22 protein-coding genes are annotated in these 23,446 nt (G+C 74.0%); 7 read left to right on the forward strand and 15 right to left on the reverse strand.

What is annotated here, in order from left to right; translation table 11 throughout:
* The first annotated feature begins 13 nt into the window (after positions 1–13).
* Positions 14–1,150 carry an epoxide hydrolase family protein gene (locus tag KZQ38_RS24145; protein WP_219444761.1) on the forward strand — a complete coding sequence of 379 codons (1,137 nt, stop codon included), beginning with the start codon at positions 14–16 and terminating at the stop codon, positions 1,148–1,150.
* Between the two features lie 46 nt (positions 1,151–1,196).
* Here the strand turns inward: KZQ38_RS24145 and KZQ38_RS24150 are convergent, their stop codons facing one another.
* From KZQ38_RS24150 to KZQ38_RS37520, 9 genes are all read right to left on the reverse strand, one after another.
* Positions 1,197–2,132, reverse strand: a complete 936-nt coding sequence (locus KZQ38_RS24150; RefSeq protein WP_219444763.1) for an ABC transporter substrate-binding protein — start codon at positions 2,130–2,132, stop codon at positions 1,197–1,199.
* 390 nt (positions 2,133–2,522) lie between these two features.
* A complete protein-coding gene (locus KZQ38_RS24155) occupies positions 2,523–3,281 on the reverse strand; it encodes an IclR family transcriptional regulator (protein ID WP_219444765.1) in 759 nt (252 codons plus the stop codon).
* Between the two features lie 47 nt (positions 3,282–3,328).
* Positions 3,329–4,468, reverse strand: a complete 1,140-nt coding sequence (locus KZQ38_RS24160) for an LLM class flavin-dependent oxidoreductase (protein ID WP_219444767.1) — start codon at positions 4,466–4,468, stop codon at positions 3,329–3,331.
* A 2-nt stretch (positions 4,469–4,470) separates the two neighbouring features.
* Complete coding sequence (locus KZQ38_RS24165; RefSeq protein ID WP_219444769.1) at positions 4,471–5,385, reverse strand: LLM class flavin-dependent oxidoreductase; 915 nt, start codon at positions 5,383–5,385, stop codon at positions 4,471–4,473.
* Positions 5,382–6,407, reverse strand: a complete 1,026-nt coding sequence (locus tag KZQ38_RS24170) for an ABC transporter substrate-binding protein (protein WP_219444771.1) — start codon at positions 6,405–6,407, stop codon at positions 5,382–5,384. Before KZQ38_RS24170 ends, KZQ38_RS24165 begins: the two co-directional genes overlap by 4 nt.
* Positions 6,388–7,134, reverse strand: a complete 747-nt coding sequence (locus KZQ38_RS24175; protein WP_219444773.1) for an ABC transporter ATP-binding protein — start codon at positions 7,132–7,134, stop codon at positions 6,388–6,390. The genes KZQ38_RS24170 and KZQ38_RS24175 overlap by 20 nt, the downstream gene beginning before the upstream one ends.
* Complete coding sequence (locus tag KZQ38_RS24180; protein WP_219444775.1) at positions 7,131–7,976, reverse strand: ABC transporter permease; 846 nt, start codon at positions 7,974–7,976, stop codon at positions 7,131–7,133. The genes KZQ38_RS24175 and KZQ38_RS24180 overlap by 4 nt, the downstream gene beginning before the upstream one ends.
* The gene (locus KZQ38_RS24185) at positions 7,973–8,980 is read right to left on the reverse strand and encodes an NrtA/SsuA/CpmA family ABC transporter substrate-binding protein (protein WP_219444776.1); all 1,008 of its coding nucleotides are present in this window, start codon (positions 8,978–8,980) and stop codon (positions 7,973–7,975) included. The genes KZQ38_RS24180 and KZQ38_RS24185 overlap by 4 nt, the downstream gene beginning before the upstream one ends.
* A gap of 119 nt (positions 8,981–9,099) precedes the next feature.
* Positions 9,100–9,177, reverse strand: a complete 78-nt coding sequence (locus KZQ38_RS37520) for a putative leader peptide (protein ID WP_372452283.1) — start codon at positions 9,175–9,177, stop codon at positions 9,100–9,102.
* Between the two features lie 263 nt (positions 9,178–9,440).
* Here KZQ38_RS37520 and KZQ38_RS24190 point away from each other — a divergent pair, with 263 nt between their 5' ends.
* The 3 genes from KZQ38_RS24190 (at position 9,441) to KZQ38_RS24200 (ending at position 12,350) form a co-directional block, all read left to right on the forward strand.
* On the forward strand, positions 9,441–9,968 hold the full coding sequence (locus tag KZQ38_RS24190) for a hypothetical protein (protein ID WP_219444777.1): 528 nt from the start codon (positions 9,441–9,443) through the stop codon (positions 9,966–9,968).
* A gap of 276 nt (positions 9,969–10,244) precedes the next feature.
* Positions 10,245–11,381 carry a M48 family metallopeptidase gene (locus tag KZQ38_RS24195; protein WP_219444778.1) on the forward strand — a complete coding sequence of 379 codons (1,137 nt, stop codon included), beginning with the start codon at positions 10,245–10,247 and terminating at the stop codon, positions 11,379–11,381.
* A 9-nt stretch (positions 11,382–11,390) separates the two neighbouring features.
* Positions 11,391–12,350, forward strand: coding sequence for a glycosyltransferase (locus KZQ38_RS24200; RefSeq protein ID WP_219444779.1), 960 nt, complete (start codon positions 11,391–11,393; stop codon positions 12,348–12,350).
* Here the strand turns inward: KZQ38_RS24200 and KZQ38_RS24205 are convergent.
* The 4 genes from KZQ38_RS24205 to KZQ38_RS24220 all read right to left on the reverse strand — a co-directional run bounded on the left by KZQ38_RS24205 (position 12,340) and on the right by KZQ38_RS24220 (position 16,447).
* The gene (locus KZQ38_RS24205; RefSeq protein ID WP_219444780.1) at positions 12,340–12,984 is read right to left on the reverse strand and encodes a response regulator; all 645 of its coding nucleotides are present in this window, start codon (positions 12,982–12,984) and stop codon (positions 12,340–12,342) included. The genes KZQ38_RS24200 and KZQ38_RS24205 overlap by 11 nt on opposite strands.
* Positions 12,985–13,003: 19 nt before the next feature.
* Positions 13,004–14,485 (reverse strand): sensor histidine kinase, encoded by a 1,482-nt coding sequence (locus tag KZQ38_RS24210; protein ID WP_219444781.1) that lies wholly within the window; start codon positions 14,483–14,485, stop codon positions 13,004–13,006.
* 7 nt (positions 14,486–14,492) lie between these two features.
* Positions 14,493–15,125: a phosphatase PAP2 family protein gene (locus KZQ38_RS24215; RefSeq protein WP_219444783.1), complete on the reverse strand. Its 633-nt coding sequence runs from the start codon at positions 15,123–15,125 to the stop codon at positions 14,493–14,495.
* Positions 15,126–15,499: 374 nt separating this feature from the next.
* Positions 15,500–16,447, reverse strand: a complete 948-nt coding sequence (locus KZQ38_RS24220; RefSeq protein ID WP_219444785.1) for a helix-turn-helix transcriptional regulator — start codon at positions 16,445–16,447, stop codon at positions 15,500–15,502.
* Positions 16,448–16,508: 61 nt separating this feature from the next.
* Here KZQ38_RS24220 and KZQ38_RS24225 point away from each other — a divergent pair, with 61 nt between their 5' ends.
* The gene (locus KZQ38_RS24225; RefSeq protein ID WP_219444787.1) at positions 16,509–18,767 is read left to right on the forward strand and encodes an ATP-binding cassette domain-containing protein; all 2,259 of its coding nucleotides are present in this window, start codon (positions 16,509–16,511) and stop codon (positions 18,765–18,767) included.
* A 127-nt stretch (positions 18,768–18,894) separates the two neighbouring features.
* Entirely contained in the window at positions 18,895–19,755 is an 861-nt protein-coding gene (locus tag KZQ38_RS24230; protein ID WP_219444789.1) for a DUF6585 family protein, read from the forward strand.
* A gap of 1 nt (position 19,756) precedes the next feature.
* Here the strand turns inward: KZQ38_RS24230 and KZQ38_RS24235 are convergent, their stop codons facing one another.
* Positions 19,757–19,906 carry a hypothetical protein gene (locus tag KZQ38_RS24235; protein WP_257902254.1) on the reverse strand — a complete coding sequence of 50 codons (150 nt, stop codon included), beginning with the start codon at positions 19,904–19,906 and terminating at the stop codon, positions 19,757–19,759.
* Positions 19,907–20,082: 176 nt separating this feature from the next.
* The gene (locus tag KZQ38_RS24240) at positions 20,083–21,195 is read right to left on the reverse strand and encodes a cytochrome P450 (protein ID WP_219444791.1); all 1,113 of its coding nucleotides are present in this window, start codon (positions 21,193–21,195) and stop codon (positions 20,083–20,085) included.
* A gap of 689 nt (positions 21,196–21,884) precedes the next feature.
* On the opposite strand from KZQ38_RS24240, the gene KZQ38_RS24245 reads away from it, so the two are divergent.
* Complete coding sequence (locus KZQ38_RS24245; RefSeq protein WP_219444792.1) at positions 21,885–23,444, forward strand: MFS transporter; 1,560 nt, start codon at positions 21,885–21,887, stop codon at positions 23,442–23,444.
* The last annotated feature ends 2 nt before the right edge of the window (positions 23,445–23,446 follow it).

A 23,446-nucleotide genomic window follows, 5' to 3' on the forward strand; every position in this document is an offset into this window, starting at 1 on the left:
TAGCGTCTTCGGCATGACCGACATCCGCCCGTTCCGCATCGACATCCCCCAGACCGACCTCGACGACCTCCACGACCGACTGGCCCGCACCCGCTGGCCCGCCGAGCTGCCGGGCGTCGGCTGGAGCCGGGGAGTGCCGGTCGACTACCTGCGTGACCTCGCCGAGCACTGGCGCACCGGTTACGACTGGCGTGCGCAGGAGGCGGCGCTCAACGCCCACCCGCAGTTCACCACCACCGTCGACGGGCAGAACCTCCACTTCCTGCACGTGCGCTCGCCGGAACCCGACGCCACGCCGCTGGTCCTGCTGCACGGCTGGCCCGGCGGGGTGGTGGACTTCCTGGACGTGATCGGTCCGCTGACCGACCCGCGTTCCCGCGGCGGCGACCCGGCCGACGCGTTCCACCTGGTGATCCCGTCCCTGCCCGGGTTCGGGTTCTCCACGCCCCTGGCCGGACCGGGCATGGGCGCGGCGCGGATGGCCGGCCTGCTGGCGACCCTGATGTCCCGCCTCGGGTACGACCGCTACGGCGTGCACGGCTACGACACCGGTTCGTGGGTCGCCCCCGAGCTGGGCAGGCAGGACCTCGACCACGTCATCGGCGTGCACGTCAACGCGATGATCGCGTTCCCGGTCGGTGAGGAGGGTGAGCTGGACGGCCTCTCGGAGGTCGAGCAGCGGCGGTGGGAGGCGATGCGGAACTTCAACGACGGTTACCTCCAGTGCAACTCCAAGCGGCCCCAGACCGTGGCCTACGGGTTGCACGACTCGCCGGTCGGCCAGTTGGCGTGGGTGGTGGAGAAGTTCAAGGAACTCACCGACCCCGAGGAGGGCCTGCCCGAGGACAGCGTCGACCGCGACCGCATCCTCACCGAGGTCTCGCTGTACTGGCTGACCGGCACGGCCGCGTCCGCCGCGCAGGTGTACTACGAGGAGATCTCCGCGGGCGACTGGGCGGCCGAACCCCGTCGCGGAGCCCCGACCGGTGTGCTCGTGTCCGCTCGCGACGTGACGATCCGCCGATGGGCGGAACGCGACCACGACGTCGTGCACTGGACCGAACTCGACCGCGGCGGGCACTTCCTGTCGATGGAGGACCCGGAGGCCCTGGTGGAAGACCTCCGGACGTTCTTCCGCAAGCTCCGCTGAGCGCCGTCCCGGGGGCGTGGTGGTCCGCGCCCCCGGGACGACCGGTTCACGCGGGGACGGTGCCCGCCACCAGGTCGTCGACCCACGGCAGCACGGCGCCGCGGACGTCGACCGCGCGGGGCAGCAGGCCGTTGGCGGCGAGCAGGTCGGCCGCGCGCTGCTGCTCCGCGAGGAACGCCTCGTCCACCGGGTGCACGCCGAACGGCCGGTTGCGCAGCGCGCGCTCCCACGCGTCCAGGTCGGCGGCCACGCCCCGGGACTCCGCGTCGGCCACGAAGAACTCCGCGGCGGCGCGGGGGTTCTCGGTGATCCACCGGTCGGACTCCTGCAAGGACTCGACGACCGCCGCCAGCTCCGCCCGGTGGTTCTCGGCGAAATCGCGCCGGGTGAACCACAGCGACGGGTGGCTGAACAGGCCCTCGGTCCGGACGAGCGTGCGCACCCCGGTCTCCGCCTCGACCCGGTCCAGCTCGGGGTAGGAACCGGTCCACGCGTCGATCGCACCGTCGAGGAACAGCTGTGCCGCGTCGGCGCCCGTGTTGACCGGCTCGACGTCCGCCCACGTCAGCCCGACCTGGTCGAGGGCGAACAGCAGCAGCGTGGTCTGCCAGGAACCGTGCGCGATGCCGACCCGGCGACCGCGGAGGTCGGCGACCTCCCGGATCGGCGAGTCGGCCCGCACCACCAGCCTGCCGTTCTCGGTCCGCGGGCCGGACACGCCGAGGTAGACCACGTCGCGCCCCGCGCCGAGCGCGGTGATCGGCGGCGTGAACCCGGTGCCGATCACGTCGTAGCCGCCGTCGGCGAACAACTGGTCGCTGTGGACGGTCGGCAGGCCCGACCTGGGGTCGGGCTGCTCGCCCTGCGGCAGGGTCCGCAGGTCGACCCACGTGACGTCCGGCAGCCTGCGCTCCAGGATGCCGGTGTGCCGCAACACGAACAGCGAGTTGTTGTGCGGGAAGTACCCCACGCGGACGGACATCGTGAACCTCCATGCGAGTTCGGTGGAAGCCCGGCGCACGGCGCGCCGGGTGGGAAACGCGGTTGGCACCGCGGGGGAGCGACCGGGTGGCGAACCGGGCCACCCGAGTCGGGCTGTCGTTGTGGGCAGGCGGCCGGATGGCGAACCGGCCGACCGGGTCGGGCTGTTGTTGTGGGTGAGCGGCCGGATGGCGAACCGGCCGACCGGGTCGGGCTGTTGTTGTGGGTAAGCGGCCGGATGGCGAACCGGCCGACCGGGTCGGGCTGTTGTTGTGGGTGAGCGGCCGGATGGCGAACCGGGCCACCCGGTCGGGCCGGCGTTGCCCGGGAGCGGTCGGACGCGAACCGGTCACCCGGCTCGGGCTGTTACCGCGGGGCCACCGGTCGGCCGCTACCGCGGGGGGAGCAGCAGGGCGGCGACCCGGTCCACCCGGGTCAACGCCTGGTCGACGAACCAGCGGACGTGGTCGTCGGTGATCACGTCCGGCGTGGCGCGCAGCGTGAGCGCCGCGTAGCTGAAGCCGTCGGCGTCCAGCACCGGCACCGAGACCGACCGGACGCCGGGCTCGCTCTCCCCGTCGTTGAGCGCGTAACCCGCCACGCGCACCCGGTCCAGCTCGGCACGCAGCTCGGCGCGGTTGCCGATGGTCCGCTCGGTCGGCCGGACCAGCTCGGGCAGCGCCGCCAGGTCGTCCTCACCCGGCGGCGCCCACGCCAGCAGCACCTTGCCCATGGCGGTGGAGTGCAGCGGCGCGCGGATGCCGTCCGACGACTCCGCGCCGACCGTGCCGCCGATCAGCACCAGCGCGTCGTGCCCGCTGCGCACCGCGATGCTGGCGGACGCCTTGGTGGCACGCGCGAGCCGGGCGAGCACCGGCTCCAACCGGTGCAGGCCGTGCTGGAAGTAGTGCAGCTGCCCCAACTCCGCCACGCTCGTGCCGAGCCGGTACCGCGCGGTGGCCGGGTCGCGCTCCAGGAAACCGGCCGCCACCAGCGTGAGCACCAGCCGGTGCGCGGTGCTGATCGGCAGGTCCATGGCCTTGGCGATGTCGGTGACGCCCAGCTCCGGGCCGCGGTGGCGGAAGCACTGGAGCACGCCGAGCGCGCGCTGCACCGCCTGCGCGCCCGGCGGGGCCGCGCTCGTCGCCATCAGCAGTCTCCCGGTCGTAAGCCGCCGATCAGTCTACGCACCCGGCGTCACCGACCCGCGCCCGCGAGCCTGCTCCGCAGCAGCGGCAGCACGCCCTCGGCGACGTGGTACGCCTCCTCCAGGTGCGGTCCGCCCGCCAGGATGAAGGAGTCCACCCCGAGGTCGATCAGCTCGTCCAGCCGCTCCGCCACCTGCCGGTAGCTGCCGACGAGGCCGAACGCCGGTCCCGGCCGCATCAGGGCGAGCCCGGCGAACACGTTGGGCTGCACCTCGAAATCGCGGAACCCGGTGAACGTCCCGGGCTGGAAGGACACCGCGCGCCGCACGCCGAACGAGTCGCCGCCGTCGCGCGAGAGCTGCGCGCGCACCGCCTCCGGCCGCACGTGCCGCCAGCCGCGCTCGATGTCCGCCCACGCCTCCCGCTCGGTGGGCCGGGCCAGGACGTCCACCCGCACCGCGAACTTCGGCGCCGCGCTGCGCTCCCGGACCGCGTCGAACTTGGCACGCAGCGCGGGGAACGGCTCCAGCCACGACAGGTAGTAGTCGGCGTGCCGCCCGGCCGCCTCGATCGCCGCGGGCGACGAACCGGAGAAGTACACCTCCGGGAACGGCAGCCCGGCCAGCGGACCGGGCAGCCCGCCGCCCTCCACCCGGTAGAACCGGCCGGTGAAGTCGAACGGCCCGCCGTCCCACACGCCGCGCAGCACGTCCAGGAACTCCGACGTCCGCGCGTACCGGTCGTCGTGCGCGACCTTGTCGCCCCACCAGAGCTGGGGCGGCCCGCCGCCGCCGGTGATGATGTTGTAGGTCACCCGGCCCCCCGTGGCGCGGTGCAGGCTGGCGGACATCCGCGCGGCCTGCACCGGGTTGAGGAAGCCCGGCTGGAACGCGACCATGAACCGGTACGTCTTGGTCTCCCTGGCCAGCGCGGACGCCACGGCCCACGGGTCGTCGGTGCCGGGGAACGACGGCAGCAGCCCGCCGTGGAAGCCCAGCCCCTCCGCGGCCCGCGCCGTCTGCACCAGGTAGTCGAGCAGGCCGTAGCCGTCCGGCGCGCCGTCCCGCACGCCCGGCGTGATGCTGTCCGGACCCGGCGGCGCCCAGTCGCCCCGGGACTGCCGGTGCGCGGTGCGCAGCGAACTCGGGTCGCCCGCCATCCCGATCCGCCACCAGATGTCGATCGCCATCGTCACGCCCTCCCCGCGAGCAGCGGTCGCACGTGCTGCGCGATCCGCAGCACTTCCTCCAGCCGGGGTTCGGCGGCCAGGAAGAACGTGTCGAACCCCCGTTCCCGGTACGCCAGGAGCTGATCCGCGACCTCTTCGTAAGTGCCGCGCAGACCCGCCGAACCGGACAGCTCCGACTCCTCCTCGCGGGTGTGCACGGTGGTCTGCAACGCCAACCGGACGCGCCCGCCGAGCCGTGCGACGTGCCGGTCCAGCTCGTCGTCCGGCGCGAGGTCGAACACGTGCACGTCGGCGTGCTCGGCCGACAGCGCCAACGCCTCGTCCGACGTCCCGGACAGGTACACGGTGGGGAATGGCAACCCGGCCAGCGGCCCGGTGAACCCGCCCTTGACCACCTCGTAGAACCGGCCGGTGAAGTCCACGTCCCGCCCGTGCCACACCGCCCTGGCCGCGGTCAGGAACTCCGCCGCCCGCGCGTACCGGTCCGCGCCGGTGACGAAATCGCCCTGGGCGCGCTGCACGCGCTCGTCCAGCTCCACCTCCAGCCGCCAGGCGAAGCGCCCGCCGAAGGCCCGTTGCAGCGTGGCGGACAGCTTCGCCGCGTACACGGGTGTCGCGACACCCGCCGGGAAACCCGCCACCACCTCCAGGAACCGGCTGTCCCGGCCGACCGAGCCGGACACCACCAGCGACTCCTCGCCGTGCGGGTCGTACGGGACGTAGACGCCGCCCAGCCCGCCGAGTTCGGCCGCGCGGGAAACCTGGTGCAGGTAGTCGAACGGGGTGAAAGCGGGTCCGCCCGCGCGCCCGTCCCGGACGGTCGGCGGCAGCGGCGGCGGCGCGTCCCAGCCGCGGGCGGGTCCGCCCCGGCCGTCGCCCCGGGTGGGCATGGTCCAGATGATCCGCGGCTCGCTCACCGGCCGCCCTCCAGCAACGCGGCGGCCTCGGCCAGCGGCTCGTGCGCGGCCCACGCGCGGACGTCCACGTCGCGCGCGAGGAAACCGTGCACCAGCAGGAAGTCCTTCTGCCGGGTGAGCAGGTCCAGCCGCTCGTCGGACAGGTCCGGGTGCAGCGACCGGTGGAACCCGTCCCGGTAGGCGGCCTCGACGCCCGCGGCGCCGGACCTCGTCTCCCGCGCCAGGATCTCGCGCACCCGGTCCAGGTGGTCCGCCGCCCAGTCCGCCGCGCGCAACGTCTGGAGCAGGAACCGGGCCACCAGGTCCGGCCGTTCGGCGAGGATGCGCTCGTGCACGGTGATGGGTCGCGGCGTGCCGTTGTTCACCCGGAACCGCCGGTCGGGGAACGAGTCCAGGTCGATCCCGGTCACCAACCCGTGCGCGGCGGCCTGCTCCGCGGCCTGCGCGCCCTTGACGTAGACGGCGTCCACGACACCGGCGGCCAGCGCCTCGATCCCGTACAGCGAGCCGCCGCCGCTCGCACCGCGCCCGACGTCGCCCGACCCGGTCGGCACCTCCACGAACGTGACGTCCGAAGTGGACAGACCGGCGGTGGCGAGCGCGCCGGCGAAACCGTGCAGCGCCATCGCCCGCGGGAAGCTGCGGGCCCGGTCGGCGGCCAGGGCGGGCAGCGCGACCCGCCTGCCCGCCAGGTGCTCCGGCGCGGTGATGCCCGCGTCCGGCCGCACCACGATCAGCTGCGACTCGTCGATCCAGGTCAACCCGATCAGCCGGGTCGGCGCGCCCTCGGACTTCGCGACCAGCGCGGGCACGTTGCCGCCCTCCCGGAACAACCCGACGAGGCGGTGGTCGAAGTGCCGTGCGGCGATCTCCGGCTCGGCGTCCTGGAGCACGCCCACCTCCAGGCCCTCGGCGGCGTACTCCTCCGCCAACCAGCCCAGGTGGTAGGCGAGCCCGCTGGCCGTGGGCACGGGGCAGCGGGTGTACCAGATCCGGTCCTGCTCAAGCGTTGACGTGCTCATCGGTGCTCCGGGGAGAACGGTCGGGGGCGACCCCGAGTGCGGCCAGGTAGTCCTTGCGGTGGGTGATCACGGCCCGGTCGTCGCGGTCGCGCGGCCGGGGCACGTCGATCCGCCGGTCGAGGGCGAAACCGCCGTCCCGCAACACGATCGCGCGGTCGGCCAGCAGCAGCGCCTCGTCCACGTCGTGCGTCACCAGCAGCACGGCCGGCCCGTGGCGGGCGCACAGCTCGGCGACGAGTTCCTGCATCTGCAACCTGGTCAGCGCGTCCAGGGCGGCGAACGGTTCGTCCAGCAGCAGCAGTTCCGGCTGCCGGACCAGGGCGCGGGCGAGCGCGACCCGCTGCGCCTCGCCGCCGGACAGCGTGGCGGGCCAGCTGCGTGCCTTGTCCGCCAACCCGACCTCGGCCAGGGCGGCGAGGCCCGGCGCGCGGGCGGCTTTGCCGCGTTGGCCGATCGTGACGTTGGCCAGCACCCGCCGCGCCTGCACCAGGCGTGGTTCCTGGTACACGACGGTGCGGACGCGTGGCACCAGCACGGTGCCCGCGTCGGGGCGGTGCAGCCCGGACAGCAGCCGCAGCAACGTGGTCTTGCCCGTGCCGCTCGGTCCGAGCAGCGCGACGAACTCGCCCGGTGCGATGTCCAGGTCGACCCCGTCGAGCACCTGCTTGGACCCGAAAGCCTTGCGGACGCCGCGCAACCGGACCACCGCGTCGACAGCGCCGCTCATCCGCTCGCCGTCCCGTGCCGCCGCCACGGCATGGCGGTCCGCTCGACCAACCTGATCACCAGGTCCACCCCGATCCCGATCAACGCGTAGATGACGATGCACAGCACCATGTAGTCGTTGCGGTAATACTGCTGGGCGAGGGTGACCAGGTAGCCGATCCCCTCCGTGGCGCCGACCTGCTCGGCCGCGATCAGGCCGACCAGGCTGATGCCGAGGCAGATCCGCAACGCCATCAGGATGTTCGGCAGCGCGCTGGGCAGGATCACGCCGATCGCCAACCGGAAGCCGCGCAACCCGAACCCGCGGGCGGCCTCGACCACCTTGCGGTCCACCGAGCGCACGCCCAGGTAGGTGTAGGCGTACATCGGCGAAGCCGACGACACCGCGATCAACGCCACCTTGAACGCCTCGTCCACGCCGAACCACGAGATGAACAGCGGCACCAGCGCCAGGAACGGCACCACCCGGATGATCTGCACGGTGGCGTCCACCAGTTCCTCGCCCAGCCTGGTCAGACCGCTGACGAGGCCGAGGACGAGGGCGATGCCGACCCCGATGCCCACGCCCAGCCCGGCCCGCTGGAACGACGCCAGCCCGTAGTCCCACAGCTGCCCGGTTTCCACCAGCTCGCCGAACGCCCGCACCACCTGGCCCGGCGACGCCAGCACCTCGGTCGACACCAGGTCGTGCGTGGTGGAGTACCACCAGGCCGCGAGGAGCAGTGCGGGCACGCTGACGCGCAACACCAGCGACAGCCACCGGTTGCGCGTTTCGACCCCGAGGAACGCGGGCGGTTCCAGCACGCGCGCCGGTGTCGCGGCGCGTTCGCGCGTGACGGTCATTTGCGGTCACCCCAGTCGTAGAACACCTTCTTCGGGTCCGCGGCGGTCGGCAGCACCCCGTTCTCGGTGAACACCGCGGACACGCCGGCCAACCGGACCTCGTCACCGGGTTGCGGCAGCCGCAGCACGTTGTCGTGGCGCGCGGTGGCGATGTTGTTGTCCAGTTGCAGGCCGCTCGCCGCCGCCGGGCCCTGCGTGGCGAAGACGTTCTGGAACTTCTCCGGCTCCGCCTTCTCCTGCTCGTCCAGTTCGGACAGCACGCGGAGCACGGCGCGGACCACCTCCGGGGCGCGCTCCAGCAGGTCGGTGCGCGCCACGAACATGTTCATGTCGTCGGACGGCAGGTCCCGGCCGCGGAACACCACCCGCGCGCCCTTGGCCACCACCTGCGGGAACGCCCGCACGATGGCCACCCACGCGTCCACCTGCCCGGTCGCGAACGCCGAAGCGGCCTGGTCCTGTTGCAGGTAAACGCGTTGCACCTGGTCGGCCGGGACGCCCGCCTCCTTGAGCGCGAGCAGCAGCAGGTACTCGCCGCGCCCGGCCTTGTTCACCGCGACCCGCTTGCCGCGCAGGTCCGCGACCGACTTGATCGGGCTGTCCGGCGGCACGACCAGGCCGTCGCCCGCACCGGCGCGGGGGTCGGTCACGACGTCCTTCACCGCGACCACCCGGATGTCGTCCGACGTCGCGAGGTAGCCCAGCGCGGGGGAGAACGCGCCCTCGACGAGGTTCACCGCGCCGGAGTGGATGGCGTCGGTGGTCGCGGTGAACGACGCGTACGTGCCGCCCCACTCCACCTTGGCGTTCAGCGCGGCCAGCGGTCCGTCGAAACTGCCGTGCTTCTTGGCGTACGCGAGCGGTCCGTAGTTGCCGGGGTCGACCAGCTTGACCACCACAGGCCCGGACCCGGCGTCCGCCGGGCCGCCGCACGCGGCCAGCGCGGCGACGAGCACCGCGGCGGCGGCGGTCCGAATGGTCCTGGAGTGCGCGAAAATACCCATGAGCGTGCCTGTTGCCCCTTATGTCGCAAGGAATCAGGTGCGGGAGGAGAGGTCGCCGAACAGCCGCGAACCCGGTGTCGGGTGCGGTCGGTCGGCCGGAGGTGGGTGAGCGGCGTCGCTCAGCGCGACGGACACAGCGCGCTGGCGACCCGGAGCAGGTCGACGTGCTGACGGGTCGTCAGCCGGAGCAGCCTCATGGCGGGAACGCTAGGTACGCCACCCGGAGCGCGTCAACCGCGTCGCGCGCCTTCCCGCATCATGGAAATGCCTCTGACCAGGCAATATTCTTTCCATCCCGGTCGTGGTATTCCACATGGTGGCAACCGGCTGGTTCAGGGCGGATCTTCGCCGCACCTCGGCGGTCCACTCGGGACGGTGGTCGGGTGCGGCAACCTGTGATCGGTAGGGGCCCGGCCGCCCGCACGATGTGGTCACCACACCAGCGGCTCGGGAGGGCACCGTGTTCAAGAAGTTTCGCGACCGGATCACCGCGGCGACGCAGGAGGCGACGACGCGGGCGGTGCAGGACTTCCAGCAGGAGGCGGCGCGGTTCCAGGAGGAGGCGGCGCGGCAGGGGCACCACATCGTGCCGCAGGTGCCGACGACCGCGATGGCGGCGCAGGCTTTCCAGACCATGCAGGCAGACCCCGGCATGGCCGCGTTCCTCGCGCTGCCCGCCGAGGAGCAGATGCGCCAGCAGCGCGAGGCCAACGCCTACGGGCAGGAACTCCGCCGGCTCCACGAAACCGGCCTGCCCGCGACGGCCGTCATCCGCACCCTCGACCCGACCGGGACGCTGGTCGTCGGTCAGCAGCAGTACACCTCGGTCGTCGACGTCACGCCCGCGGACGGTGCGCCCTACCAGGCCACGATCACGCACCTGGTGCCCGCCATGGCGTACTCCCAGTACACGCCCGGCACGCGGCACCTGGCCAGGATCGACCCCGCCGACCCGGCCAAGGTGGCGGTGTTCGAGCTGATCGCCTGAGCGTGGTGCCGGCCGAGTGGTGGCCCGGCGCGGCGGCGGCCGGGTTGATCGCCGGGCGGCACCGGCCGAGTGGACCGCCTGAGCCCGACACCTGCCGAGCGGTGCCTTGACGCGGCGGTGAGCGAGCCGACCCCGCCGGAGCGTGCGGCCGGAGTCGATCGCGTCGGCCCACCGACCTGCCCGGTTGGGCCGTCGGCGCGGGGCGTTAGGCGTTCGTGACCGACCACTTCCCGGAATGCGCTCGCGGGCGGCGGGAGCGGGATGCAGACTCCCGCCGTGGAAAGACTCAAGGCCGTGGCCCGCCGGCTCGACGCGCGCCAGTTCGCCGCCTACTCGGCCGCACCGCCCACCCGTCCCGAGTGGACGGCCGCGCGGGTCGCGTTGATCGCCACCTCGGCGGTGCTGACCCTGGCGGTGCTCGGCGGCCTGGTGCTCGGGGTGCGCCTGGTGCTGCGTGACTTCCCGTCGTTCTGGGCGGTACCCGGGCTGCTGCTGATCGGCCTCGCGTGGGAGCTGCGACCCCGCCTGGGCAGGCTGGGCGGCGAGTGGGCCGAGGTCACGCGGGGCACCGCGCCGACGTTGTTCGCGTTGCTGGACCGGATCGGCGCGGCGGCGGGCGCGCCGGCACCGCACGTCGTCGCCCTCGACTTCGACTTCAACGCGAGCGCCGGCGTCCACGGGCTGCGCCGCCGCCGTCGGCTCACGCTGGGCCTGCCGATGTGGGGCGTGCTCGCGCCGGGACAGCGGGTCGCGCTGCTGGCGCACGAGTTCGGGCACTTCGTCAACGGCGACCCGGCACGCGGCGTCGCCACGTCGCCCGCGTTGCTCACCCCGGGGCTGATCGCGGACATGGTGAGCCCGAGCGCGTCGGTCACCGGCTCGAACCCGTTCGTGGAACTGGTGGAGGCGGTGATCGCGCCGCTCCAGCGGCTCGTGGCGCGTGGTTTCCTGCTGGTGCAGGCGGGATTGCTGGTGGTCGCCTCACGCGACCGGCAGCGTGCCGAATACTGCGCGGACGCCGTCGCGGTGCGGTTGGCGGGCACCGACGCGACCGCGGCGCTGATGGACGACCTGGTCGCCGCCGACCAGCTGATGGGCGCGGTCGCCGCGGCCGAGCGCGGTGTGCGGGCGACCGCGACCGCACGCCACGCCCACCCGGGCCCGGCGACGTGGCGTGCCGCGGCGGAACGGGTGCGGGCGACCCTGTCGCCGGCGGAACTGCGTGCCGCCTCGGTGGACGGGTCGACGTTGTGGGACAGCCACCCGCCTGCCGGTCTGCGTGCCCGTGCCGTCGAGTCGTGGCCGCACCGCGAAGCCGCCGTCACGCTGTCCGCCGAGGACTCCGCCCGCATCGACGCCGAACTGGCCCGCTGGTACGCCCGCGCCGGCCGCGACCTCGCCTGGGAGCGGTAGGTTCGGACCATGCGCGTGATCTTCGTCAGCCTCGCCTCCGCGGGCCACACCTACCCGATGGTCCCGCTCGCGGTCGCGGCGCGGGACGCCGGGCACGACGTGCGCTTCGCGGCCGGGGAAGCGGTGCACGCGGTGCTCGCCGAGCAGGGGCTGCGGCCGTTCCGCCCGGCGGACTGCTTCTACGACGTGTACGCCGAGGACCTGGCCCCGGAGCTGGACCGGCTGCGACCCGACCTCGTGGTGCACGGCTGGGGTGTGCCGGGCGCGGGTGTCGCGGCGGCCCGCGCCGGGGTGCCCGCGCTGTGGCACGGGTTCGGGCGGATGTTCCCGGAGGGCATCGGGCTGGAGCGCCCCGGCGGCGGCGTGCACCTGGACATCTGCCCGCCGTCCCTCCAGGACCCCGACTTCCTCGCCCACCGCGACCGGATCGCGTTGCGGCCGGTGCCGTTCTCGACGCCGGCCGCGCCGGTCCGGCACGACCGCCCGCTGGTCTACCTGACGCTCGGCACCGCGTTCGGCACGCCGGAACTGCTCGCGACGGCCGTCCACGCCCTGTCCGCCCTGGACGTGCACGTCCTGGTCGCCACCGGCCGGGTGCCGGTGGACCAGCTCGGCGAGGTGCCGCCGGGGGTGACCGTCCGCCCGTGGGTGGCGCAGGCCGACCTGTGGCCGCACGTCGACCTGGTCGTGCACCACGGCGGCAGCGGCACCACGCTCGGCGCGCTCGCCGCCGGCGTGCCGCAGTTGCTGCTGCCGCAGGGCGCCGACCAGTTCGCCAACGCCGACGCCGTCCACGCCGCCGGTGCCGGCCTCCGGGCCGAGGAGACGCGGGACGCGATCACGGCGGCGGCGCGGGAGCTGCTGCGGGACGGCGGCTACCGCGAGGCGGCGCGCGTGGTCGCCGACGAGGTGGCGCGGATGCCCTCGCCCGAGGAGGTCGCGCGCCGGTTGCCCGAGTTCACGGGATGAGGCCGGCCTCGTAGGCGACGATGGCGGCCTGGACGCGGTTGCGGACGTCGAGCTGCCGCAGGACCGCACCCACGTGCAGTTTCACGGTGCCCTCGACCACGTGGATGCGCTCGGCGATCTCCGCGTTCGACAAGCCGGCCCCGACCAGGCCCAGCACCTCCCGCTCGCGGGCGGTCAGCCCGGCGACGCGCTCCGTGGCGTGCAGCCGGGGCCCGCGCCCGGACAGGTGGTCGACCACCCGCTTCGCGATCAGCGGCGACAGGTAGGCCGCGCCGGACGCGGCGGCACGCACCCCGGCGATGATCTCGTTGGGGTCGCCGGTCTTCAGCACGAAACCGCTGGTGCCCTCGCCCAGCGCGCGGGAGATGTAGGCGTCGTCGGCGAACGTGGTCAGCACCAGGCAGGCGGTCCCGGTGTCGAGCGCGCGGATGCGGGCCGCCGCGTCCAGCCCGTCCATCCCCGGCATCCGGATGTCCAGCACGGCGACGTCCGGCCGGTGCTCGCGCACCAGCTCGACCGCCGCGCTCCCGGTGGCGGCCTCGGCCACCACCTCCACGTCGTCCGCCGCCGCCAGCACCGCACGCACCCCGACCCGGACGATCGCCTCGTCGTCCGCCAGCACCACCCTGATCACCCCCGCATCATGCCCGTCGTCACGGGTCGCGGCGGAGCAGGGCCTTGTCGACCAGCACCCCGTCCCGGAAGCACAGGCGGTGCAGGTCCAGCCGCCGCCCGTCGAACGGGTTGATGTGCGTGCTGTAGTACCGGCAGGTCGCGCCACCCGGGACGGGCAGCGGGTCGTCCGGCGCGTCCACCCGAACCCGGCGCGGCAGGTCCAGCTCCGACTCGTGGCGACCCGGCTCCAGCCGTTGGAACGCGGTCGCGTCCAGCGTCGACGTCGCCGCGTCGAACACCAGGTAGCCGAGGACGGCGACCACGATGCCAGCGGCGATCGCGGAGGTCAGCAGCACGGCGCGCCGGGCGCTGCGCCGCACCTGCTGCTCGACGCGGTGGCGGTGCGGCACGGCCGTGGCCACCGCCCGGCCGGGCAGCCGGGCCGTCACCGCGAACCCGCCGCCCTCGTCGGGACCGGCGGTGAACCGGCCGCCGACCAGGGCGACCCGCTCGGCCAACCCCAGCAGGCCCTGCCCGCTGCCGGGCACGTCGTCCGGGGTCCGGCGGCCCGGTCCGCTGACCACGCGCAGCTCGACGCCGTCCTCGACCCGGCCCAGGTCGACGGAGACCGGTGCGCCGGGCGCGTGCTTGATGGCGTTGGTGATCGCCTCGGTCAGCACCCGGTGCACGGTCTGCGCGATCACCGGGTCGACGTCGCCCGGACCGTCGCCGGTCAGCTCCACCCGCAACCCGGACCGCCGGGCGCGCGCCACGACGTCGGCCGCGGACTCCACCGGCTCCCGCTCGGCGGTGCGCAGGAGGCTCACCACGTCGGCGAGCCGCTCGGCGGCGGAGGTGACGGCGGACCGCGCCGCACGCGCGGCCTCCCGGTGCTCCGGCGCGAGCGCGGGCGCGACCTCCAGCGCGCCGACCAGCAGGGCCGCCTGCGCCAGCTCGTGCCCCACGAGGTCGTGCATCTCCGCCGCGAGCCGGGCGCGTTCCCGCACGCGGACGTGCTCGGCGTCGCGCTCCAGCTGCTCGGCGCGCTCCCAGCCGCCGCGCACCATCGCCGTGTACTGGCGGCGGTACCGGCCGACGGCCCACGGCACGGCCGCCAGCACCGCCACGGCGGAGGTCGCGGCCAACGCGGTGTCCACCGCGCCCGTCAGCACGAGCGCCGCGGTCGCCGTGCTCGTGCCGATCAGGACCAGCGCGACGACACCGCGCTCACCGGTCCGCGCGTGCCGACCGGCCAGGAACGCCACGCCGACCAGCCCACCGGCCAGCAGCCCCACCGCGATCGTGCTGTCGCCCCGCGCCGAGGCGAAGAACCCCACCTGCCACGCCACCGCGGTGACCACCAGGGCGGTGACCGGTCGCCGCCCGGCCAGCGGCAGCGCGACCGCCAGCACGGCCAGGTAGGCGACCGCCTCCCAGGGCGTGATCCGCCCGGGTCGCGAGGTGATCGCCGCCCACACCACCGGCAGCGCCCCGAGCACCCACACGATCACCACGCGCACACCGGGATCATCTCCCACCGAGCAACGCGCCGCCCGCGCTGTTGGCCCGCAGCCGGTCGACCGCCGGCGTCAAGGCGCGTGCCACCACCGGCAGCACCAGGGCGACCGCCGCGCCCAGCGCCAGTCCCGCCACCACGTCGTGCGGGTAGTGCACGCCGACGAACACCCGCGAGGCGGCGGCCAACCCGGCGAGGCCGAGCGCGAGCACGCCGAGCCGCACCCCGGACCAGAGGATCGCGACGGCGGCGGCGCCCGCGATGGTGGAGTGGTTGCTGGGGAACGACCAGTCGCCGAACTCGGGGCAGGCGACGATCGTCGCCACGTCGCCCAGCGCGCGGCACGGCCGGTCCTCCTGCCACACCTCCTTTACGGTCTCGCTCACCGCGTAGGCGAGCACGGTCACCACCGGCGCGAGGACGGCCCGCGCCATCGCCGCCGCCGACCCGCGCCGCGCGCGCCACCACAGCAGCAGGAACAGGACCGCGAACACACCGATGACCGCCTCCGTCGCGATCGCGCCCAGCACCCGCACCGGCTCGGGGCTCGCCGCGCCGAACCCGGCGAAGTCGAGGTACAGCTCCGCGCTGACGTCGGGCACGTCCTCAACCGGGATCGCTTGAACAACAGGGGTTCTCCACATGGCGCAGAGGTTACAAAGATCAACTCGCGCGCCGCGTCCCCCCGTGGTCGCGCGTCGTCCTTGCCTTCCGGTATGGGAGGACCCATGCCTTCCGGTCGGCCACGCTCTACGCCCGCGGTGTTCGACGGCCGGCGGCTCGTGATGCCTCGCGAGTTCCAAGCGCCGGGTCGGGGGCGGGCTGCTCGGCGAGTTCGACGCTTGCCGGGTCGGGAGCGGGCTGCTCCGCGAGTTCTTGCCGGGTCGGGGGCGAGTTGCCCCACGGGTTCCGCGCCCGCTGGGTCGGGAGCGGGCTGCTCCACGCCCCCCGGGTAGGGGAGCGGATCGCCCCGGCCGGCGCGGTGCCGCGCCACCGGTCCCCTGTGGACCGGCCGCCGCTACCGCTTGAGCCGGTCGGCGAACCGGCGGCACGCCGCGCGGAACCCGGCCGGCTCGTGGATGGTGAAGTCGGCGTCGAGGAAGGCCAGGTGCGGCAACAGCCACTGCCAGGTGTCCTGCCCGAGCACGGCCCGCGTGCCGCCGTCGGCCGCGGGCGTGAGTTCGACGTCCTGGTACTTGAACACGTCCGCCACCGCGGCCATCGGTGCGTCCACCGTCAGCACGACCCGCTGCCGCTGCTTGTCCAAACCACGCCGGAGGTAGTCGACGCCCGAGTCGGCGGGCAGCGGGCGCGGGGTGAAGGTCCGGCTCTGCTGCCGCAGGTCGGTGACGCGGTCGGTGCGGAACACGCGCCAGTCCTGCTTGTCGGTGTCCCAGCCCAGCAGGTACCAGCGGAGGTGCTGGTGGATCTGCCGGTGCGGCTCCACCCGGCGCGTGGTGGCCGTGCCCGCCGAGTCGGTGTAGTCGAACGTCACCGGCCGCCGCCGGTGGATCGCCTCGGCGATCACGCCCAGCGTGCCGGCGCTGGTGCTCGGCGCGGCGGACCGGCCGGTTTCCAGACCGGCACGCAGGGCAGCGGCTCGCGGTCGGAGCCTCCTGGGCAGGTACTGGTCGACCTTGCCGTAGGCGCGGGTGGCCGCGTCGTCCAGGCTGCCCTCGCCCGAGCTGCCGGTGGCCGCGAGGGTCGCCAGTCCCAGCAGCGTCGCCACGGCCTCGTCGTCGTCCAGCAGCAGCGGTGGCATCGCGGTGCCCGCGGCGAGCCGGTAGTGGCCGCCCGGACCGGGCTGGGTCACCACCGGGTAGCCGTAACCCCGCAGGCGGTCGACGTCGCGGCGCAGCGTGCGCGGGCTGACGCCGAGGCGGGCCGCGAGTTCGTCGCCGGGGAACGCCCGGCCCGTCTGGAGCGCCGCGAGCAGGGCGAGCGCTCGTCGCGTGACGTCGGCCATGACCCCATTGTCACGCCGATCGCGGTCAGGATCCGGCCACATCCCGCCATACGGTCGGGACATGGCGGAACGCGTTATCCGGATCCGGGGAGCCCGGACGAACAACCTGAAGTCGCTCGACGTCGACGTGCCGCGTGGGCGGGTGGTGGTGTTCGTGGGGCCGTCCGGGTCGGGCAAGTCCTCACTGGTGTTCGACACGATCGCGGCGGAGGCGGGGCACCAGCTCAACGAGACCTTCCCGCCGTTCACCCGCAACCGGCTGCCGAAGTGGGCGCGGCCCGAGGTCGACCGGATCGACGGCCTGTCCCCGGTGGTGGTGATCGACCAGCGGCGCCTCGGCGGCAACGCCCGTTCCACGGTCGGCACGACCACCGACGCCTGGACCTACCTCCGGCTGCTGTTCTCCAGGGTGGGCACGCCGCACGTCGGCGAGTCGAACCACTTCTCGTTCAACGACCCGGCGGGCATGTGCCCGACGTGCTCGGGCCTGGGCGAAGTGGTGGTCAGCGCGGTGGACCGGTTCCTGGACCTGGACCGGTCGCTCAAGGACGGCGCCGTCCTGCTGCCCGGCTTCGGCGCGGGCGGCTACTGGTACGCCCAGTACGCCGACATCGGCTCGTTCGACCCGGACACCCCGCTGCGCGACTGGTCACCGGCCGAGCGGGACGCGCTGCTGTTCGGCGGTGAGCACGCCGCCCGCCTCGGCACCAGGCCGCCGAAGGACTACGAAGGCGTGGTCGAGCGGTTCGAGCGGGTGTACCTGCACACCTCGGACGACATGTCGGAGCGCAAGCGCGCCGCCCTGGCCCGCTTCACCCGCTCCGCCACGTGTCCCGAGTGCGCAGGCGACCGGCTGAACCGGGAGAGCCGGACCGCGACCGTGCTCGGCCGCACCATCGGCGAGCTGGCGCGGCTGGAGATCAGCGAACTGGCCGACCTGGTGGCCGGCGTGCGGGAACCGGGTGTCGCGCCGGTCGTGGCCGCGTTGCGGGACCGCCTCGACGCCCTGGTCGCCATCGGGCTGGGCTACCTCCACCTCGGGCGCGCCACCACGACGTTGTCCGGTGGCGAGTCGCAGCGCGTCAAGACCGTCAAGCACCTCGGCAGCAGCCTGGTCGAAATGCTCTACGTCTTCGACGAGCCCACGGTCGGCCTGCACCCGCGGGACGTGCCGTCGATGACGGCGCTGCTGGAACGGCTGCGCGACAAGGGCAACAGCGTCCTCGTCGTGGAGCACGACCCGGCCGTGATGGCGATCGCCGACCAGGTGGTCGAGATCGGCCCGGGGGTGGGTGAGGAGGGCGGCGCCCTGGTGTTCCAGGGCACCTACCGCCAACTCCGGCGAGCCGGCACGCCCACGGCCGTCGCGCTGTCGCGGCAGCGCCCCGTCAAGGCGGTGCCGCGCACACCGCGTGGAACCGTCACGATCGCCAACGCCACCCGCAACAACCTGAAGAACGTGACCGTCGACATCCCGACCGGGGTCATGACCGCGTTGACCGGTGTCGCGGGATCGGGCAAGTCGAGCCTCGCCGCCGAACTCGTGGCCCGGCACGAGGCCGTGGTGATCGACCAGAAGCCGGTGAGCGCCAACCGCCGTTCGACGCCCATCACCTACACCGGTGTCGCCACGCCCATCCGGAAGCTGTTCGCGCGTCACAACAACGTGCCGGCGAGCCTGTTCAGCGCCAACTCCGGCGGCGCGTGCCCCGACTGCCAGGGCGCCGGCGTCATCTACACCGACCTGGCGTTCATGGACGGCCAGGAGACGGTCTGCCGGACGTGCGGTGGGCGGCGCTTCACGCCGGAAGTGCTGCGGCACAAGGTGGACGGGCTCTCCATCGCCGACGTGGACGACCTGACCATCGGCGACGCCGTCCGCCGCCTGCCCGACCCGGCGATCCGGAGGGCACTGGGCCACCTGGCCGCGGTCGGCCTCGGCTACCTCCGGTTGGGCCAACCCCTCTCCACCCTGTCCGGCGGCGAGTGCCAGCGCGTGAAGATCGCGAAGGAACTCCGCGACACCGACGGCCCGGCGCTCTACGTGCTGGACGAGCCCACCACCGGCCTGCACCTGCGTGATGTCGACACCCTGCTGGGCGTCCTCGGCGACCTGGTGGACCACGGCCACAGCGTCGTCGTCATCGAGCACCACCCGGACGTCATCCGGCAGGCCGACTGGCTGATCGACCTCGGACCCGGCCCCGGCAGGCACGGCGGCCGGGTCCTCTTCCAGGGGCGGGTCGCCGACATCACCGGCACGCCCACCGCCGAAGCGGTGCGGTCGACCGACAGTCCACATCGGACACTCCCGGCGTGATCGTGGTCACGTCCCGGTGGTGTGCCGCCGGTGGATCACGTGATCGCCTGCGAACCCGGACCGGGCTGTGGGACGGTACGGTTGCCCCGGTGTCGCACGCCGACGGGTCCCGTACTGAGGAGCGCGGATGTTGGGTCCTTCTCCGGACGACGAACCGGTTCCGTTAGAGGTGGCGCACGTGGCCGGGGTGAGCCGCCTGGGCGACGTGCTGGCGGTGCACCGGGTGCGCCACCGGGTCCTCGCCGCCGACGAGGTGGCGAAGGCCAAGCGCCGGCAGCTGCGCAACGGCGTGCTGGCGCTGGTGGGTGTGTCGCTGCCGCTGCTGGTCATGGTCGTCATCTGGTGGGCCACCGGGATACCCGGCCTGGCCGTCGGTGTCGGCGTCGCCGTGCTGGCGGTCGGCGTGGGGGTGTTCCTGGCCGTCCTGTTCCGGGACGACAAGTCGAAGGTCGACGACCGCCACCGCGTCTACGTGCACCGGGACGGTTTCGTGCTGCCGGGTGGTGGCGGTGGCCCGCGGGCGTTCCGGTGGGACGACTTCACCGCCGTCCACCGCGTCGCGACCGACACTTACGTCAACGGGCAGCACGCCTTCACCGGTTACGTGTTCCGGCTCGTCCGGGAGGACGGCACGCACGTCGTGTTCGAGGGCGGCGAACGGCAGGACAAGCCGCTGCGCAACGACATCCTCGACCTCGGCCCCGTCCTGGAGGAGCAGGTCGCCAACCGCCGCCTGCCGATCGCGGTGGCGGAGGTCAACGCCGGCCGGCCCGTGGAGTTCGGCGCGCTGACCGTCACCGCCGCCGCGGTCGCCACGCCGAAGGGCGTCGTGCCGTGGCAGGACGTCGACGTGCTGTCGATCGGCGGGGGTCACCTGTTCCTGGGCGCGCGGGGCGGCACACCGGCGACGTACCCGATCGGGGACATCCCGAACTTCCCGGTGTTCTGGACGCTGGCGCAGAACCTGCGCGCGCACCACGCGGTCTGACTCAGGCCCGGAGCGGGTTGAGGTCGCGCAGCGCGCCGAGCAGCGGCGCGATGAGGTCCAGGAACGCCTGCCGGACCGGCGGCACGAGGATGACCACCGCCACCAGCAGCGCCACGTACAGCGCCAACCCGCCACCGCCCTTGCGCGCCACACCCACCTCCCGATCCGCTGTCGCGACCCAGGATGGCACGCCGGCGGCCCGGTGGCCCGCACGGCGTGCGGACCACCGGGTTCACCCGTTACGCCCAGTTCCAGCGGCGGGCGGGCTTGTTCGTGAAGATGCGACGCAGCATGGTGTTCACCCCCTTCCGGCGGTGCGGCTTGCGATCAGGGTCGGCGGTGCAGGGTGAACGGGCGCGGTACGGCGCCGTCGGCCATCACCGGCCGGGTGTCGCCACCCGTGACGCTCAGGTGCGCGTGCTCGCCGAGAGCGGTCAGCGCCTCGGCGACCAGCAGTTGCGCGACCGACGCGCCGGCGCAGGTGAACGGTCCCGCGCCGAACGGCAGGTAGGGGCCGCGCGCACCACCGTCACCCCACCGCTCGGGTCGGAACGCGGCGGCCTCCGGCCAGCGGTGCTCGTCGTGGTGCAGCAGGTAGGGGCTGACCGACAGCACCTCGCCCGCCGGGAACGGGATGCCGCCGAACTCGGTGGGGCGCGGCACCGTGCGGCCGACCATCCAGGCCATCGGGCGGTGCCGCAGCGCCTCGCGCACGACCCAGTCGGCGGGCCACGGCCACGGCCCGTCCGGGTGGTGCAGGCACGCCAGCAGCACCGACCACGCCAGCGAGCAGCCGACCGGTGCGACGACGGACCGGAACAACAGCACGTACAACTCGGCCGCGGCCCGGTCCGGCAGTTCCGCCGGTGCCGCGGCGAGCACGGCGTCCAGCACGTCGCGCTGCCCGCGATCCGCCCGCCGCCGGGCCACCAGCTCGGTGAGCGCGGCCACCAGCCTGCCCCGCAACAACTCCGCCCGCGCCCGCTGCCAGACGCGGGGCGCGCGCAACAGCACACCGCCGCGCACCGCGTCCGCCAGCAGTCGACGGACCTCCGGTGGCGCGTCGGCTGGGTGCAGCAGCACGTCGGCCAGGCACCGGTGCACCAGCCGGGTGCCGGTGGCGGGCCACCGGGTGGTCGCCGGCAGTGCCGCGACCTCCACCGCGAGCCGGGCGCGGTACTCGCCGACGCGCTCGCGGACGGCGTCGCGCACCGCGCGGCCGACGACGACCTGCGCCGACCGGGACGGCAGCAGCTCGCCGAAGAAGCCAGACCGGTCGCCGTTGAACTCGTGGGCGCGCAGCAGCGCCTGAGCCAGCTCCGGGTCGCTCACGCACCAGCCGCCCCACGGGAGCCGGGCGACGCCGGGCTCCCGGAGCCGGAGGTCTTCGATGTAGGCGTACGGGTCCCGCCGGAACCGCCGCATCTCGCCGAGCTTCACCACGTCCCCCTGTCGCCGGAGTGGGCCTTCCCCCGCCCGCCCCACGGCCTCCGGTCCGATGCAAGCAGCACCCGCGCGCCGTGCCAATACCGCGCCGAACCGGTCACGCCATCGTGTAGCGGGCGGCCACCTACGGTCACCGAACTCCACGCCGGCGAGGGGTGTCACCCCCCGAAGCCGGGGATACCGCCGAGCCGGGCGCGGTGTGGAGCATCGGCGGTTGGTGCTTCGGTGGAAGCGCGGACCCGTTGTCGCCCTTGGCATCTCCGGCCACCGCCCGGTCGCTGCCGACCGGCCGCCCGGGGACCGCCGGCCGGGGGAGCGGTCAGCCCGGCGCTCCAGGTCGACGCCGACCTCGCGGCACCGCGCCTTGCTCGCGCCAGACCTCGCCGCACCTCGCCTCGCCGCGCCGCGCCGGCCCCGCCCGCCGCGCCGCACTCGCCGCACTCGCCGTGCCGCACCCGCCATGCCTCGCCCGCCTTGCCGTGCCGCGCCTTGCCGTGCCGCGCCGTGCCGCGCCGTGCCGCGTCCGCGCCCGCGCTCTGCCCGCACCCGGTCCGCGCTCCGTCTCGCCCGCGCCCGCCGCCCGCCCGACTCCGCCCACCAGACCGTGCCGGCCCCCAGTTGGCAGTACACCCGGGCGCGAATAATCGGCTGGGCTTTCCCCATCTGCTCGATAGCATCGCCGCATGGGCGACCCGCCGCACCACCCCCACTCCGCGGATCCGGGAAGCACGTCGGGCGGGCGAACGGCCACCGGGCAGGTCGACGCCCCGGCACCGCGGGCGGGCGCGCGGGAGTGGGCCGGGCTGGTCGTGCTCACCCTGCCCGTCCTGCTGATCTCCGTCGACATGACCGTCCTCAGCTTCGCCGTGCCGCACATCAGCCGCGACCTCGGCGTCGGCTCGGTCGGCCTGCTCTGGGTCGTCGACACCTACTCGTTCGTGCTCGCGGCCCTGCTGGTGACGATGGGCGCGCTGGGCGACCGGATCGGCCGCCGCCGCCTGCTGGTGCTCGGCGCCGCCGGGTTCGGCGTCGCCTCGCTGATCACGGCGTTCGCGCCCGACACCGGCGTGCTGATCGCGGCACGCGCCCTGCTCGGCGTGGCCGGCGCGACGCTCATGCCCTCGACCCTGTCGCTGATCCGCAGCACGTTCCCCGACCGGCGGCAGCGGCAGACCGCCATCGCGGTGTGGTCCTCGGCGCTGGCGGCGGGGTCGGCGCTCGGGCCGTTGCTGGGCGGTGCCCTGCTGGAGTTCTTCTGGTGGGGTTCGCTGTTCGTCGTCAACGTGCCGATCACCGTCCTGCTGGTGTTCCTCGCACCGGTGCTGGTGCGGGAGTCGAAGGCGGCCCGGCCCGGCCGCCTCGACCCGGTGAGCGTGCTGCTGCTGGCCGCCGCGATGTTCCCGGCGGTCTACGGCGTCAAGTCGTTCGCCGAGCACGGCCCCGACCCCCTGGCCGCCGTCCTGGTCCTGGCCGGTGTCGCGAGCGGTGTCCTCTTCGTGCGCCGCCAACTGCGGCTGGAGGAACCGCTGCTGGACATCGGCCTGTTCGCGATCCGCCGGTTCAGCGTCGGCGTGCTGCTCAACCTGATCACGCTGTTCGCGATGGTCGCCGCGTTGTTCTTCCTGACTCAGTACCTCCAGCTCGTCCTCGGCCTCACGCCGTTCGCCGCCGGCCTGGTGCTGGTGCCGGGCCTGCTGTCGGCGATCGGGGCGAGCTTCCTCGCGGCACCGGCGGCGAGGTGGTTCGCACCGACCGGCGCGCTCGTGACGGGCCTGGTCCTGATGGCCGCCGGTTTCGTGATGTTCACGCTGCTGCCCGACGGCAGGCAGGCGGTCTACGCCGCGATCGCCTTCACCTTCGTGTGTTTCGGCATGGGGTTGGTGGAGCCGTTGACCAACGACGCCGTGCTGAGCGCCGCGCCCGAGGACCGGGCGGGCGCGGCGTCCGCGGTGTCCGAGACCGGCTACGAACTCGGCGCCGCGCTCGGCGTCGCGTTGCTGGGCAGCGTCCTGCTCGCCGCCTACCGCACCGGCGTGGTCGGCGCGCCGGACGAGGCCGCGACCGGCATCGCGGGTGCGCTGGGCGTCGCGGCCGACCTGCCCGAGGCCGACGGGAACGCGTTGCGGGAACAGGCGTTCTCGGCGTTCGTCGGCGGCATCCACGTCACCGGCGCGGTGGCGGCGGCGATCCTCGCGGTCACGGCGGTGGCCACCGCCGTGGTGCTGCGCAAGCCCGTGACCTGACG

Origin of the sequence: Saccharothrix obliqua, from assembly GCF_019375475.1 — a bacterium.
Classification (GTDB): Bacteria; Actinomycetota; Actinomycetes; order Mycobacteriales; family Pseudonocardiaceae; genus Actinosynnema; species Actinosynnema obliqua.

What these genes read in the sequence shown, in the direction of transcription:
- KZQ38_RS24145 (WP_219444761.1), top strand. Translation starts at nt 14, where the DNA reads ATGACCGACATCCGCCCGTTCCGCATCGACATCCCCCAGACCGACCTC.
- KZQ38_RS24150 (WP_219444763.1), bottom strand. Translation starts at nt 2,132, where the DNA reads ATGTCCGTCCGCGTGGGGTACTTCCCGCACAACAACTCGCTGTTCGTG.
- KZQ38_RS24155 (WP_219444765.1), bottom strand. Translation starts at nt 3,281, where the DNA reads ATGGCGACGAGCGCGGCCCCGCCGGGCGCGCAGGCGGTGCAGCGCGCG.
- KZQ38_RS24160 (WP_219444767.1), bottom strand. Translation starts at nt 4,468, where the DNA reads ATGGCGATCGACATCTGGTGGCGGATCGGGATGGCGGGCGACCCGAGT.
- KZQ38_RS24170 (WP_219444771.1), bottom strand. Translation starts at nt 6,407, where the DNA reads ATGAGCACGTCAACGCTTGAGCAGGACCGGATCTGGTACACCCGCTGC.
- KZQ38_RS24175 (WP_219444773.1), bottom strand. Translation starts at nt 7,134, where the DNA reads ATGAGCGGCGCTGTCGACGCGGTGGTCCGGTTGCGCGGCGTCCGCAAG.
- KZQ38_RS24180 (WP_219444775.1), bottom strand. Translation starts at nt 7,976, where the DNA reads ATGACCGTCACGCGCGAACGCGCCGCGACACCGGCGCGCGTGCTGGAA.
- KZQ38_RS24185 (WP_219444776.1), bottom strand. Translation starts at nt 8,980, where the DNA reads ATGGGTATTTTCGCGCACTCCAGGACCATTCGGACCGCCGCCGCCGCG.
- KZQ38_RS37520 (WP_372452283.1), bottom strand. Translation starts at nt 9,177, where the DNA reads ATGAGGCTGCTCCGGCTGACGACCCGTCAGCACGTCGACCTGCTCCGG.
- KZQ38_RS24200 (WP_219444779.1), top strand. Translation starts at nt 11,391, where the DNA reads ATGCGCGTGATCTTCGTCAGCCTCGCCTCCGCGGGCCACACCTACCCG.
- KZQ38_RS24215 (WP_219444783.1), bottom strand. Translation starts at nt 15,125, where the DNA reads ATGTGGAGAACCCCTGTTGTTCAAGCGATCCCGGTTGAGGACGTGCCC.
- KZQ38_RS24220 (WP_219444785.1), bottom strand. Translation starts at nt 16,447, where the DNA reads ATGGCCGACGTCACGCGACGAGCGCTCGCCCTGCTCGCGGCGCTCCAG.
- KZQ38_RS24225 (WP_219444787.1), top strand. Translation starts at nt 16,509, where the DNA reads ATGGCGGAACGCGTTATCCGGATCCGGGGAGCCCGGACGAACAACCTG.
- KZQ38_RS24230 (WP_219444789.1), top strand. Translation starts at nt 18,895, where the DNA reads ATGTTGGGTCCTTCTCCGGACGACGAACCGGTTCCGTTAGAGGTGGCG.
- KZQ38_RS24245 (WP_219444792.1), top strand. Translation starts at nt 21,885, where the DNA reads ATGGGCGACCCGCCGCACCACCCCCACTCCGCGGATCCGGGAAGCACG.